The sequence below is a fragment of the Enterobacter sp. SST3 genome (assembly GCF_000286655.1).
Lineage (GTDB): Bacteria > Pseudomonadota > Gammaproteobacteria > Enterobacterales > Enterobacteriaceae > Enterobacter > Enterobacter roggenkampii.
This window is the reverse complement of record NZ_ALNS01000014.1, coordinates 124,138-137,794: the sequence shown is the minus strand read 5'-3', so window position 1 is coordinate 137,794 and position 13,657 is coordinate 124,138. Positions and strand designations below refer to the sequence as shown.

Here is a 13,657-nt window from a genome sequence, read left to right as displayed (position 1 = left end):
TATCCTTTAATTAATCGACGTTCAGCGCGTCATTGACCAGATCTTGTTGCTGCTTCTGGTGAACGGACATATACCCTACCGCCGGAGAGGCGGAGGCCGGGCGACCTGCATAGCGCAGGGCTGACCCAAATGGAATCACTTCACGGAAATGATGCTGGCTGCAGTACCATGCGCCCTGGTTGAGCGGCTCTTCCTGGCACCAGACAAAATCATGAACGTGAGCGTACGGTTTCAGCGCTTCCTGCACCGCCTGGTGCGGGAACGGATAAAGCTGTTCGATACGCACGATGGCGACATCTTTCTGATCGTTCTTACGGCGCTGTTCTAGCAGGTCGTAATAAACCTTACCAGAACACATCACCACACGCTTCACGGCCTGTGGATCCAGCTCGTCAATTTCACCGATGGCCGGCAGGAAGGTACCATTTGCCAGCTCTTCCAGGCTGGACACCGCCAGCGGGTGACGCAGCAGGGATTTCGGCGACATGACCACCAGCGGACGACGCATACCGCGCAGCGCCTGACGACGCAGCATGTGGTAAACCTGAGCCGGGGTGGACGGTACGCAAACCTGCATGTTCTGCTCGGCGCAGAGCTGCAGATAACGTTCCAGACGCGCGGAGGAGTGCTCCGGACCCTGGCCTTCATAGCCGTGCGGCAGCAGCATCACCAGGCCACACATACGGCCCCATTTCTGTTCGCCGGAGGAGATGAACTGGTCGATCACCACCTGCGCACCGTTGGCGAAGTCGCCGAATTGCGCTTCCCAGATGGTCAGGGTGCGCGGTTCTGCCGTGGCGTAACCGTATTCGAAAGCCAGTACCGCTTCTTCAGACAGTACGGAGTCCCAGACCTTGAACTGGCCCTGACCGTTGTGCACGTGCTGCAGCGGGGTGTAGGTTGAACCGTTAGACTGGTTGTGAACCACCGCGTGACGGTGGAAGAAGGTGCCACGGCCCGCATCTTCACCGGACAGACGAACAGGAATGCCTTCGTCAACCAGCGTCGCGTAAGCCAGCGTTTCCGCGCCGCCCCAGTCGAACAGCTTCTCGCCTGCCGCCATGGCCTGACGGTCAGCATAAATTTTCGCCACGCGAGACTGCATCTCGATAGCGTCCGGCACGGTGCTGATGCGTTTAGCCAGCTCCTGCAGGCGCTTCATCTCCACCTTGTTCGGATAGCTCTCATCCCACTCGTGGTTGAGGTACGGCGACCAGGTAAAGGAGTGCATGTTCATCGGGCGCAGCTCTTTCACTACGCATTCACCCGCATCCAGTGCGTCGCGGTAGAGGTTGACCATTTCGGTCGCATCTTCCAGCGTCGCCACTTTGTCGCTTTCCAGCTTGTCAGCATAGATTTTGCGCGGGGTCGGGTGTTTTTTGATTTTCTGGTACATCAGCGGCTGGGTTGCACTTGGCTCATCCGCTTCGTTGTGGCCGTGACGGCGGTAGCAGAAGAGGTCAATGAACACATCGCGTTTGAAGGTATTACGGAAGTCCAGCGCCAGACGGGTCACAAAAGCCACGGCTTCCGGATCATCCGCGTTAACGTGGAAGATCGGCGCCTGAACCATCTTACCGATGTCGGTGCAGTACGGGGTAGAACGTGCGTCCAGCGGGTTAGAGGTGGTGAAGCCCACCTGGTTGTTGATCACAATGCGAACGGTACCGCCCACTTCATAACCACGCGCTTTGGACATGTTCAGGGTTTCCTGCACCACGCCCTGCCCTGTCACCGCCGCATCACCGTGGATGGTGATTGGCAGAACTTTGTTGCTGCTCGGCTCGTCCAGACGATCCAGACGCGCGCGCACGGAACCGATAACCACCGGGCTGACGATTTCCAGGTGCGACGGGTTAAACGCCAGCGCCAGGTGAACCAGACCGCCTTCGGTTTCGATATCTGACGAGAAGCCCATGTGGTACTTCACGTCACCGGTACCGAGGTGTTCTTTATGTTTGCCTGCGAATTCGTCGAACAGGTCCTGCGGTTTTTTACCCAGCACGTTGACCAGTACGTTCAGACGACCACGGTGTGCCATGCCCAGCACCACTTCACGGGTGCCGCTCTTGCCTGCGTGACGAATCAGCTCTTTCAGCATCGGCACCAGGGCGTCACCGCCTTCCAGCGAGAAGCGTTTTGCGCCCGGGAACTTCGCGCCCAGATAGCGCTCAAGGCCTTCCGCTGCGGTCAGTTCGCTGAGGAAGCGTTTTTTCTCGTCAGCCGAGAAGGTCGCGTGGCCCGCTACGGATTCGATGCGCTGCTGGATCCAGCGCTTCTCTTCGGTAGAGGTAATGTGCATGTATTCCGCGCCGATGGAGCCGCAGTAGGTTTGCTTGAGCGCGTCAATCAGATCGCCCAGCTTCATCGTGTCTTTGCCGATGGCAAAGGAACCTACGTTAAAGCTTTCCTGGAAATCGGCCTCGGTCAGATCGTGATACGCCGGATCGAGATCGGCCACACGGTCTTGTTTCCACAGTCCCAGCGGATCGAGATTCGCATGCTGGTGACCACGGAAGCGATAAGCGTTGATAAGCTGCAGGACTTTAACCTGCTTCGCATTGGTGTCAGGGTCGGAAATCGCAGAAGAGTAACGTGAGGCATCCTTCGCCAGACGACGGAAATAATCACGTGTTTTGGAATGGAATTGATCCGGTTTGACCCCTGTACCAGGCAACTGCTGGAACATGGAACGCCAGTTTGCGTCCACTGAGTCAGGATCGGTTAAGAAGTCTTCATAGAGCTGTTCTATCCAGCTCTGGTTGGCACCAGAGAGGTAAGAAGAGTCCAGCCAGGCTTTCATTGCGCCGTTCTGCATCGTGATCCCTTAAGCATTTTTATGCTTACTTTCGCCGTAGAAACTACCACGCACACCACGTGTACGTGCCGGGGTTCACCTGCGAGCTCTTTTCATTTGGCCCGCGAAGGAACCTTTAGAAACTGTCTGGACTTCAGGGTAGTACAGGGCAGTTTTTAAAGGTTTCTGCATTTTGCCCGGTGGCGCTACGCTTGCCGGGCCTACAGTTTCGTAGGCCGGATAAGCGCAGCGCCATCCGGCAACGTTACTTACGCACTGCGCTGCAGCAGCATCGACTTAATATGGCCGATGGCGCGCGTCGGGTTCAGCCCCTTCGGACACACACTGACGCAGTTCATGATGCTATGGCAGCGGAATACGCTGAAAGCGTCACTCAGTCCTTCCAGACGGCTGTCGGTTTCGGTGTCGCGGCTATCGATCAGGAAGCGATAGGCAGCCAGCAGACCGGCCGGGCCGATAAACTTGTCCGGGTTCCACCAGAACGACGGGCAGGACGTAGAACAGCATGCGCAGAGAATACACTCGTACAGACCATCGAGTTTTTCACGCTGCTCAGGAGACTGTAAGTGCTCACGAGCCGGTGGATTTTGCCCATTATTCAATAAGTAAGGCTTAATCTTCTCATATTGTGCATAGAATTGCCCCATGTCTACCACCAAATCACGCACGACCGGCAGGCCTGGCAGAGGACGGATAACAATTTTCTGACCAGGACGCTGCAACGCTGAAATTGGCGTGATGCAGGCCAGGCCATTTTTGCCGTTCATGTTCACACCGTCAGAACCACACACCCCTTCACGGCAGGAGCGACGGAACGACAGGGTTGGATCTTTTTCTTTCAGCTGGATTAAGGCATCCAGCAGCATCATGTCGCGACCTTCTTCCGCTTCGAGGGTGTAGTCCTGCATGCGCGGAGCGTCATCAACATCCGGGTTATAACGATAAACTGAGAATTCGAGTTTCATTATCCTGTCTCCGCATTAGTAAGTACGAATCTTCGGCGGGAACGCCGGACGCAGTTTCGGTTCCATGTTGACGCTACGACGCGTCATGGTTTCCGACTCTGGCAGATACAGGGAATGGCACAGCCAGTTTTCGTCATCACGCTCCGGGAAGTCGAAGCGGCTATGCGCGCCACGGCTTTCGGTACGGAAGTTTGCCGACATCGCGGTCGCGAACGCGGTTTCCATCAGGTTATCCAGCTCCAGGCACTCAACGCGCTGGGTGTTGAACTCGCTGGAGGTGTCGTCCAGACGGGCATTTTTCAGACGCTCGCGGATCGCTTTCAGCTGCTCAAGACCTTTGGCCATCGCGTCGCCTTCACGGAATACCGAGAAGTTGTGCTGCATGCATTCCTGCAGCGCTTTACGGATTTCCACCGGATCTTCGCCGTTACGGTTGCCGTTCCAGCGGTTGAGGCGCTCAAGAGAGGCATCAATTTCGTCGTCGGTCGCGTCACGCAGCGCGCCCTGCTCGGCAATGGATTCCTGCAGATGCAGACCCACTGCGCGACCAAACACCACCAGATCCAGCAGCGAGTTGCCGCCCAGACGGTTTGCGCCGTGTACGGATACGCAGGCAATTTCGCCCACCGCGAACAGGCCAGGAATGACCACGTCTTCGCCCTGCTCGTTCACGGTCAGCGCCTGACCGGTCACTTTGGTCGGAATACCGCCCATCATGTAGTGGCAGGTTGGGATAACCGGAATCGGCTCTTTCACCGGATCGACGTGCGCGAAGGTGCGGGACAGTTCCAGGATGCCCGGCAGGCGGGACTCCAGCACTTCTTTACCCAGGTGGTCGAGCTTCAGCTTCGCGTGTGGACCCCAAGGGCCGTCACAGCCGCGGCCTTCACGGATTTCGATCATGATGGAACGCGCCACCACGTCACGACCCGCCAGGTCTTTCGCATTCGGGGCATAACGCTCCATGAAGCGCTCGCCGTGTTTATTCAGCAGGTAGCCACCTTCACCACGGCAGCCTTCTGTTACCAGCACGCCTGCACCGGCGATGCCGGTTGGGTGGAACTGCCACATCTCCATATCCTGCACCGGCACGCCCGCGCGGATAGCCATACCGACACCGTCACCGGTGTTGATGTGGGCGTTGGTAGTGGACTGGTAAATACGGCCTGCACCGCCGGTCGCCAGCACGGTTGCACGGGCTTTGAAGTAGACCACTTCACCGGTTTCGATGCACAGCGCGGTACAACCAACGATGGCACCATCGGCGTTTTTCACCAGATCCAGCGCATACCATTCGGAGAAGATGGTGGTGTGGTTTTTCAGGTTCTGCTGATACAGGGTGTGCAGCAGCGCGTGACCGGTACGGTCAGCCGCCGCCGCGGTGCGTGCCGCCTGCTCGCCGCCGAAGTTTTTCGACTGGCCGCCAAACGGACGCTGATAGATGGTGCCATTTTCCAGACGGGAGAACGGCAGCCCCATGTGGTCCAGCTCCAGAATCGCTTCCGGGCCGGTTTTACACATATATTCGATGGCATCCTGGTCACCGATGTAATCGGAACCTTTTACCGTGTCATACATGTGCCATTCCCAGTTATCTTCATGGGAGTTACCCAGCGCAACGGTAATACCGCCCTGCGCAGACACAGTATGGGAACGGGTTGGGAAGACTTTAGAGAGCAGCGCACAGCTCTGGCCACTCTGGGAAATTTGCAGTGCGGCACGCATACCTGCGCCACCGGCACCAATCACAACAGCATCAAATTCTCTGACTGGCAGTTTCATTACACACCCCACACCACAACGAATCCATAAATAACGTAAACCACCAGTGCAACGACAATGGCCAGCTGCAGTGGAAGGCGAATCGCCAGCGGTTTAACGTAATCGGTCAACACCTGCCACATGCCAATCCAGGCATGAATAAGGATGGAGAAAAGGGCCAGCAGGGTGAACACTTTGGTGAAGGCGGATCCGAAGAACCCACTCCAGATTTCCCACGTCAGCGTGCCGCTGGTCGCGAAGAAACCGATCATATAGATGATGTAGAGGGTGAGAACGATGGCGGTAGCACGGACCAGAATGAAGTCATGTACGCCGTTGCGTCCTAATGCGGAGGCGTTGCTTACCATACGAGAACTCCTGCGAGAAGTGAAAGCACGACTGTAATCACAAATGAAATGTTAGCGGAGCGTTTCCCGGCTTCGAAGGTCTCTTCCAGGTAGCCAAAGTCCATCAGCATATGGCGAACACCCACCACAACGTGGTACGCCAGTGCGGTCAGAATGCCCCACATGATGAATTTCACGAAGAAGCTGTTCATGATGGCAGAGGCCTGGAGGAATCCTTCAGGGGAAGAGAGGCTGGTGCCCAGTAACCACAGCAGAATACCGACCGCCACAAACGTAATCACACCAGAAACACGGTGCAGAATGGACGCTATTGCTGTTACGGGGAACCGGATCGTTTTGAGATCCAGATTGACAGGTCTTTGTTTTTTCACATTTCTTATCATGAATAACGCCCACATGCTGTTCTTATTGTTTCCTTCCTCCGGACTGCGATGCGGGTCAGACAGCGTTCCTTTTCTATAACTGCGCGTCATGCAAAACAGTGCTTCCAGATGCTTAAACGACACATTACAACGCTGGGTGGCTCGGGATTGCAGGGTGTTCCGGAGACCTGGCGGCAGTATAGGCCGTTCACAAAATCATTACAATTAACCTACATACAGTTTGTCGGGTTTTCTCTGGAACAGTGATCAGGGTCACGATAACAACATCTTTTTAATTTTTAATCATCTGATTTGACAAATGTTAAACAATATTGTTACAAACGTCATCAGAAAAGGCATATAATGCGCAAAAGTTATGAGGTCTCTCTTTCACCTGACAAATAGTTATGTAACAGTGTGATGGTATTGACCGAAGTTATCAGGACAGTTATTAGTGATATACAGGTTTGAATAATTCGGACTGCAAAAACGCTGATTTGCTGTTGTTTCACTGAAATTTCATTCGTTTACCTGCAAGGCGCCATAGCTCTGTACCCTGGTTTGTCCTCGTGAGCTGAGCGGTAAGCCAAATAACAATCTGGTAACGGTGATTAACAGCTGAAAGCAAATCCGGTAAAGCGCAGTCTTAAGCATAAGGCGCTAAGGAGACCGTAAATGGCTGATACAAAGGCAACGCTCACCCTAAATGGTGACACTGCTATTGAACTGGATGTGCTAAAAGGCACGCTCGGTCAGGATGTTATTGATATCCGTACGCTGGGTTCCAAAGGGGTATTCACCTTTGACCCTGGATTTACCTCTACCGCATCTTGCGAATCCAAAATCACCTTTATCGACGGTGACGAAGGTATCCTGCTCCATCGCGGCTTCCCTATCGATCAGTTAGCCACCGAATCCAACTATCTGGAAGTGTGCTACATCCTGCTGAACGGCGAAAAACCGACGCAGGCACAGTTCGATGAATTTAAAACCACCGTGACCCGTCACACCATGATCCATGAGCAGATTACCCGTCTGTTCCATGCGTTCCGTCGTGACTCTCACCCAATGGCGGTGATGTGCGGTATTACCGGTGCGCTGGCAGCGTTCTACCACGACTCCCTTGACGTGAATAACCCGCGTCACCGTGAAATCGCCGCTTACCGTCTGCTGTCCAAAATGCCTACCATGGCGGCGATGTGTTACAAATACTCCATCGGCCAGCCGTTTGTGTATCCGCGTAACGACCTCTCCTACGCGGGCAACTTCCTGCGCATGATGTTCTCCACGCCGTGCGAAGAGTACGAAGTGAACCCGGTTCTGGAACGCGCGATGGACCGTATTCTGATCCTGCATGCTGACCACGAACAGAACGCCTCGACCTCAACCGTTCGTACCGCAGGCTCTTCAGGCGCGAACCCGTTCGCCTGTATCGCTGCGGGCATCGCCTCCCTGTGGGGACCGGCGCACGGCGGCGCGAACGAAGCGGCGCTGAAGATGCTGGAAGAGATCAGCACCGTTGAGCACATTCCTGAGTTCGTGCGTCGCGCGAAAGACAAGAATGACTCCTTCCGCCTGATGGGCTTCGGTCACCGTGTTTACAAAAACTATGACCCGCGCGCCACCGTGATGCGTGAAACCTGCCACGAAGTGCTGAAAGAGCTGGGTACCAAAGATGACCTGCTGGAAGTGGCGATGGAGCTGGAACACATCGCGCTGAACGACCCGTACTTCATCGAGAAGAAACTCTACCCGAACGTCGATTTCTACTCTGGCATTATTCTGAAAGCGATGGGCATTCCGTCTTCCATGTTCACCGTGATCTTCGCCATGGCGCGTACCGTAGGCTGGATTGCGCACTGGAACGAAATGCACAGCGAAGGCATGAAGATCGCCCGTCCTCGTCAGCTGTATACCGGCTACGAGCAGCGTGATTTTAAGTCTGACCTGAAGCGCTAAAAGTTAAGCCCGGTGGCGCTACCGCTTACCGGGCCTACAAATGCGAAACGTAGGCCGGGTAAGGCGTAGCCGCCACCCGGCTTTTTTATTTTTGACAATGTGGACACCAGTAAAAGGGTCTCGAAGAGAGCATAATCCTGTCGATAATCCCGCCGCACCGCTCGCACTTCTTCCCCGCCCGATGAAACACCTTGAACCGGAACAGCGCCCCGTGGTGCTTGTTTTCATCTACGATGCCACGCGTGTTGTACGACAGCCGCGGGATGTCCAGCAGCGCGTGGGACAGCGCCTCCAGCTGTTCATCGCTCAGCTGAGAAGCTTTGTGCTGCGGTGCCAGCCCGACTTCCCAGAGGATCTCCACCCGCAGGTAGTTGCCAAGCCCGGCGAGAAAGGCCTGGTCAAGGAACAGGCCGGAAAACTGCCGGTTGCGGAATGTGGGCGATAGCAGTCGGGCCTTCACGTCGCTCGCCGTCAGGCGCATATCCAGCACGTCCGGCCCAACCCGCTGTAAGAACGGGTGCGTGAGCAACTGCTCAGGCGTTAACATTTCGATATCAGAAGCGCTATAGAGCAGGATCGCCTTATCCGCCGTTTGCAGCCTGACGCGCAGCACGCGGGTCGTTTGCGGCTGTTTACCCGCCTCCACCACGCGCCACACGCCGTAAAGCTGGTTGTGGCTATATAACGTCAGGTTATGGGAAAAGTGCGTGAGCAACGCTTTGCCGCGCGTTTCAATATGCGTTACCGACTGCCCCACCAGCTGTGATTCAAACGGTTTCAGTTGAGGAAAAGCAAACCAGACCTCCGTCAGCGGTTTGCCCTTTATCGCCGCCTCGAGGCTATCCGCCGCGCGGCGGATCTCCGGGCCTTCTGGCATTTTTCTGTCCTTTTATCATTAATCTGCGCTGACAAGAATGCCCTCTTCAGCGAACGCGGCCCGCAGGCGGCGCGCGAACTGGAGCGCATGCTCGCCATCGCCGTGTAAACATACCGTATCCGCCTGAACGTGCGCCGTTGTGCCATCCACGGCGGTCACTCGCCCGTAGCGCACCATCTCCAGCGTCTGCGCCAGCGCTTTCGCTTCATCGGTAATCAGCGCACCGGCTTGCGTGCGCGGAACCAGACTGCCGTCCGGCATGTATCCCCGATCGGCAAACACCTCCTGCCGCGTGGTCAGCCCCAGCCGTTCTCCGGCACGAATAAGCTCACTGCCCGCCAGGCCGACCAGAATCAGCTGCGGATTACAGTCCCGCACCGCACGGGCAATCGCCGCCGCCAGCACCGGGTCTTTTGCCGCCTGGTTATAGAGCATACCGTGCGGCTTCACGTGACGCAGTACGCCCTTCCCGGCGCGAACCATCGCCTCCAGCGCGCCAGTCTGGTAGAGCACCTGCGCGTAGACCGTCTCAGGCGGCAGGTCCATCGCGGTGCGACCAAAGTTCTCCCGGTCAGGGAAGCTCGGGTGAGCGCCAATCGCCACGCCATTTTTGATGGCATGACGCACGCTCTCCAGCATGGTTTGCGCATCGCCCGCGTGAAAGCCGCAGGCAATATTGACCGAAGAGACCAGCGTCATTAGCGCCGCGTCGGCGCTGCCGCCCTCGCCCAGATCGGCGTTTAAATCAATCTTTACCATCGAGCCTCCACGCCAGCTGTTCGAGATAGCGCTGCTGATCCTGCCGCGCCTTTAGCGCTTCCTCCAGCGAACACTGTACGAAGTGAATCGGCTGACCGAGGGGAATTTGCGCCAGATGGTAGCGATCGGCTTCAATAATGCAGGCAATTCGCGGATAGCCCCCCGTCGTCTGCGCGTCGTTCATTAAGACGATCGGTTGCCCGTTGCCTGGAACCTGAATCACGCCGGGCAACAAACCGTGGGAGAGCAGTTCCCGGTCGGTGGTCCGGATCAGCGGCTGCCCCTGCAGACGATAGCCCATTCGGTTACTCTGCGGACTAAGCTTCCACGGCGCGCGCCAGAAAGACTCTTTTGAGGCCTCGTCGAACTCATGATATTCCGGCCCCGGTAAGGCGCGGATCTGGTTTCCCCAGAGAAGTTGTTTCACCCCCTGAGCCGTCGAGAAGTGACGCGAAGAGGGCTTAATCGCCAGGCGATCGCCGTCGCGCAACAGACGTCCTTCGTGACCGCCTATCCCGGCTTTCTGATCGGTACTGGATGAGCCCAGCACCTCAGGCACATCAATGCCGCCAGCCACCGCGAGATAGCTACGCACGCCGTGCAGAGGACGCTTTAAGGTCAGACGCTGCCCGGCTTTCGCCCGCAGACGCCAGCCGGTCCACACCGCTTTGCCGTCCAGCGTGGCATCACAGCCGGCGCCGGTGAGCGCGAACCAGGTCTCCTGACCAAACTCAATGACACACTGGCCGAGCGTAATTTCGAGCGCCGCCGTGCTGCCGGGGTTGCCCACCAGCACGTTAGCGATTTCCAGCGCAGGACGGTCCAGCGCGCCACAATAGCTCACGCCGGACTGGCGCATGCCAAAGCGCCCGGCATCCTCTACGGAGGTGTAAAGCCCGGCGCGAATAAGCGTTAACATACCCCCTCCTTCTGCGGGATAAAGCGAAGGGTGTCGCCCGGGCGCAGGAGTATTGGCGACGCCAGCGCGGGGTCAAATAACGGGGTGGCGGTATGCCCAATAAGCTGCCAACCACCGGGCGAAGCCAGCGGATATACGCCGGTCTGCTCGCCACCAATGGCGACCGTCCCCGCCGGTACGCTCAGGCGAGGTTCAGCGCGGCGCGGCGTATGCAGCCGGGGAGATAATCCCCCCAGATACGGGAATCCGGGCTGGAATCCCAGGAACCAGACGACGTAATCCACCGAACTGTGCAGTTCAACCACCTGCTTTTCGGTGAGCCCGCAATGGTCTGCGACCACACCAAGATCCGGTCCCCCCGTACCGCCATAAACGACCGGGATCTCAATGGCACGCGATTCCGGCTCCAGCGCCTCGCTCTCTTCCCACCAGCGCTGTAAACGCTCGATGGCATCCAGCGCCAGCGTATGCGGACTACGCAGCACCACCGTGATGTTATTCATCCCCGGAATGGCTTCAACCACGTCCGGCAGATCGACCAGACGCTGGGTTAGCCGCCAGATACGCTTTTGCGTGGCAAGGGTCACCGGCGGCTCGAGCTCCAGAACCACTGCCGTTTCTCCCAGAAGATAACAACGCGCTCGCTGCACTCAGGCACCTCTCATCAGGCCGGATTAGGGATATCAATAAAGGTTACATCCAGATCGGTATTTTCCGTCAGCCACTCGCTGAGGGCCCGAATGCCGCCGCGCTCGGTGGCATGATGGCCGGCCGCGTAGAAATGCAGACCCTGTTCACGCGCCGAGTGAATGGTCTGCTCGGAAACCTCGCCGGTGATAAAGGCATCAACACCGAAACGCGCGGCGCTGTCGATAAAGCCCTGCCCGCCCCCGGTGCACCAGGCAACGCGTTTTACCAGGTCCGCGCCCGTATCGCCGCACCACAGCGGGCGACGCCCCAGGCGCGCTTCAATCCACGAGGCCAGCTCCAGTCCGGGAACCGGCATCGCCAGCTCGCCCCACGGCACCAACGGCTCGATTTCGCCCATTACGGTTATCCCCAACAGCTGCGCAAGCTGAACGTTGTTGCCCAGTTCCGGGTGTGCGTCCAGCGGCAGGTGGTAACCGTACAGGTTGATGTCATTTGCCAGCAACGTTTTCAGGCGGTTGCGCTTCATGCCGCGAATAATCGGTGATTCGTTTTTCCAGAAGTAGCCGTGATGGACAATCACCGCATCGGCTTCCTGACGGACAGCCTCGTCCAGCAGCGCCTGGCTTGCCGTGACGCCGGTGATAATTTTCTGCACCGTTTCGCGCCCTTCTACCTGCAGGCCATTTGGGCCGTAGTCGCTGAAGGAGGCGATATTGAGTTTTTCGTTAATCAGGCGTTCCAGTTCACTGTTTTTCATCTTTATGCTCTCAAACTTTTCGGGCGGCTTCGTACGCCGCCAGCGTGGCGGTGCGCGCCTGTTTATGGTCAACAATCGGGCGGGGATAATCGAGCTTTACGCCCTGTTTATCCGCCCATGTCCACGGGTCGTGGATCGCTTTCGCAGGAACGTTCCTGAGCGCGGGCAACCAGCGGCGGATAAAGTCGCCGTTGGCATCAAATTTTTGCCCCTGAGTGGTCGGATTAAAAATCCTGAAATAGGGAGCCGCATCGGTGCCGGTAGAGGCCGCCCACTGCCAGCCGCCGTTATTCGCAGCGAGATCGCCGTCGATCAGCTGAGAGATAAAATAGCGCTCTCCGATACGCCAGTCGATAAGCAGATCCTTCACCAGAAAGCTGGCGGTAATCATTCGCAGGCGGTTGTGCATCCACCCGGTTTCATTCAGCTGGCGCATGGCAGCATCAACAATCGGATAGCCCGTTTCCCCTTTTTGCCAGGCCTGTAAACGTGCCTCATCGTGCTGCCATTTTACGTTGTCGGTCCAGGGGATGAACGGACGATGCTTACAGAGATCGGGATGATACGTCATCAGATGGCGATAGAATTCACGCCAGATGAGTTCGTTCAGCCACACCGAACCCGCCCCACCGTCCATCGCCTGCGGCTGCTCGGCCAGAAGACGATGTAAACACTGGCGAGGAGAGAGTACGCCCAGCGCCAGGCTTGCCGATAAGCGGCTTGTCCCTTCAATCGCCGGGAAATCCCTGCGCGCGTCGTACTCTCCCGCGCCCTGTTTGCAAAACTGGCGCAGCTTCGCAATTGCTGCCTTCTCGTTTGCGGGGAACAGAAGCTCATCGAATGCCTGTTGGGGATAGTTAAACGTTAATTCAGGCAGCGTGGTTATAGCTTCCCCTCTGGCTGCGGGTGCGGGTACGCACTCCGGCAGCGCCTCTTTCAGACGTTTAACAAAAGCATTTTTAAACGGCGTGAACACTTTATACATTTCATGGCCGCCGGTCATGACGCTGCCCGGTGCCAGCATTACGCTGTCATCAAATCCTTCACAAACCACCTCGCCCAGAATGTTCTCCAGTTGGCGATCCCGCAGCCGTTCGTTCAGCTCGTACTGGTAGTTATAAAAAAGATGCGTGACGCCGTTCTGCTGACATACCTCCCGCAACATCTTAAGCTGCGCGGCAAAATCACTGACCTCTTTGTAGATCAGCGGGATACCTTTTTCAGCAAGTGAGTGTTGCAGATCGTTCAGATGCGATTTGAGGTAAGCCGCCTGCCGCGGGGCCATATCATGCTGCTGCCACTGTTCAGGCGTAGCGATAAACAGCGCCAGCACGCTGGCGTCATCGGAACGGCAGGCTGCCGCGAGTGCGAAGTTGTCATGTACGCGCAGGTCCGCGCGAAACCAAACCAGATGGGTGGGCATAAAACTCCAGGCTATTGTCCATTATGTCCATAAGGGCA

General features: G+C 56.9%; 12 protein-coding genes. 1 reads left to right on the top strand and 11 read right to left on the bottom strand.

The features are described 5' to 3' along the window. Positions 1-10 precede the first annotated feature (10 nt). From sucA to sdhC, 5 genes are all read right to left on the bottom strand, one after another. Entirely contained in the window at positions 11-2,818 is a 2,808-nt protein-coding gene (gene sucA, locus B498_RS12460; protein ID WP_008501092.1) for a 2-oxoglutarate dehydrogenase E1 component, read from the bottom strand. A 248-nt stretch (positions 2,819-3,066) separates the two neighbouring features. Next, a complete protein-coding gene (sdhB, locus tag B498_RS12465) occupies positions 3,067-3,783 on the bottom strand; it encodes a succinate dehydrogenase iron-sulfur subunit SdhB (protein WP_008501090.1) in 717 nt (238 codons plus the stop codon). Positions 3,784-3,798: 15 nt separating this feature from the next. Beyond that, entirely contained in the window at positions 3,799-5,565 is a 1,767-nt protein-coding gene (gene sdhA / locus B498_RS12470; protein ID WP_008501089.1) for a succinate dehydrogenase flavoprotein subunit, read from the bottom strand. Beyond that, positions 5,565-5,912, bottom strand: coding sequence for a succinate dehydrogenase membrane anchor subunit (sdhD, locus tag B498_RS12475; RefSeq protein ID WP_008501088.1), 348 nt, complete (start codon positions 5,910-5,912; stop codon positions 5,565-5,567). Before sdhD ends, sdhA begins: the two co-directional genes overlap by 1 nt. Continuing rightward, positions 5,906-6,310: a succinate dehydrogenase cytochrome b556 subunit gene (gene sdhC, locus B498_RS12480; RefSeq protein WP_020684965.1), complete on the bottom strand. Its 405-nt coding sequence runs from the start codon at positions 6,308-6,310 to the stop codon at positions 5,906-5,908. The genes sdhD and sdhC overlap by 7 nt, the downstream gene beginning before the upstream one ends. Positions 6,311-6,949: 639 nt before the next feature. Between sdhC and B498_RS12485 the strand changes: the two genes are divergently transcribed. Continuing rightward, positions 6,950-8,233, top strand: a complete 1,284-nt coding sequence (locus B498_RS12485; RefSeq protein WP_008501086.1) for a citrate synthase — start codon at positions 6,950-6,952, stop codon at positions 8,231-8,233. Between the two features lie 85 nt (positions 8,234-8,318). Here B498_RS12485 and nei read toward each other — a convergent pair whose 3' ends face one another. Genes nei through phrB form a run of 6 tightly spaced genes read right to left on the bottom strand, consistent with a single transcriptional unit; the run spans position 8,319 to position 13,619 of the window. Continuing rightward, a complete protein-coding gene (nei, locus tag B498_RS12490; protein WP_008501085.1) occupies positions 8,319-9,110 on the bottom strand; it encodes an endonuclease VIII in 792 nt (263 codons plus the stop codon). 18 nt (positions 9,111-9,128) lie between these two features. Next, positions 9,129-9,869: a 5-oxoprolinase subunit PxpA gene (gene pxpA / locus B498_RS12495; protein ID WP_008501084.1), complete on the bottom strand. Its 741-nt coding sequence runs from the start codon at positions 9,867-9,869 to the stop codon at positions 9,129-9,131. Then, entirely contained in the window at positions 9,856-10,788 is a 933-nt protein-coding gene (pxpC, locus tag B498_RS12500; RefSeq protein WP_008501083.1) for a 5-oxoprolinase subunit PxpC, read from the bottom strand. Before pxpC ends, pxpA begins: the two co-directional genes overlap by 14 nt. Beyond that, positions 10,782-11,438 (bottom strand): 5-oxoprolinase subunit PxpB, encoded by a 657-nt coding sequence (gene pxpB, locus B498_RS12505; protein WP_021241020.1) that lies wholly within the window; start codon positions 11,436-11,438, stop codon positions 10,782-10,784. Before pxpB ends, pxpC begins: the two co-directional genes overlap by 7 nt. Positions 11,439-11,452: 14 nt before the next feature. Continuing rightward, positions 11,453-12,196, bottom strand: coding sequence for a type 2 GTP cyclohydrolase I (locus B498_RS12510; protein WP_008501081.1), 744 nt, complete (start codon positions 12,194-12,196; stop codon positions 11,453-11,455). 10 nt (positions 12,197-12,206) lie between these two features. After that, positions 12,207-13,619 (bottom strand): deoxyribodipyrimidine photo-lyase, encoded by a 1,413-nt coding sequence (phrB, locus tag B498_RS12515; protein WP_008501080.1) that lies wholly within the window; start codon positions 13,617-13,619, stop codon positions 12,207-12,209. Positions 13,620-13,657 lie beyond the last annotated feature (38 nt).

Bases quoted from the DNA above. Each gene is read 5' to 3' on its own strand.
- sucA (WP_008501092.1), bottom strand. From the start codon at position 2,818: ATGCAGAACGGCGCAATGAAAGCCTGGCTGGACTCTTCTTACCTCTCT.
- pxpC (WP_008501083.1), bottom strand. From the start codon at position 10,788: ATGTTAACGCTTATTCGCGCCGGGCTTTACACCTCCGTAGAGGATGCC.
- B498_RS12485 (WP_008501086.1), top strand. From the start codon at position 6,950: ATGGCTGATACAAAGGCAACGCTCACCCTAAATGGTGACACTGCTATT.
- sdhA (WP_008501089.1), bottom strand. From the start codon at position 5,565: ATGAAACTGCCAGTCAGAGAATTTGATGCTGTTGTGATTGGTGCCGGT.
- B498_RS12510 (WP_008501081.1), bottom strand. From the start codon at position 12,196: ATGAAAAACAGTGAACTGGAACGCCTGATTAACGAAAAACTCAATATC.
- phrB (WP_008501080.1), bottom strand. From the start codon at position 13,619: ATGCCCACCCATCTGGTTTGGTTTCGCGCGGACCTGCGCGTACATGAC.
- pxpA (WP_008501084.1), bottom strand. From the start codon at position 9,869: ATGGTAAAGATTGATTTAAACGCCGATCTGGGCGAGGGCGGCAGCGCC.
- sdhB (WP_008501090.1), bottom strand. From the start codon at position 3,783: ATGAAACTCGAATTCTCAGTTTATCGTTATAACCCGGATGTTGATGAC.
- nei (WP_008501085.1), bottom strand. From the start codon at position 9,110: ATGCCAGAAGGCCCGGAGATCCGCCGCGCGGCGGATAGCCTCGAGGCG.
- sdhD (WP_008501088.1), bottom strand. From the start codon at position 5,912: ATGGTAAGCAACGCCTCCGCATTAGGACGCAACGGCGTACATGACTTC.
- sdhC (WP_020684965.1), bottom strand. From the start codon at position 6,310: ATGTGGGCGTTATTCATGATAAGAAATGTGAAAAAACAAAGACCTGTC.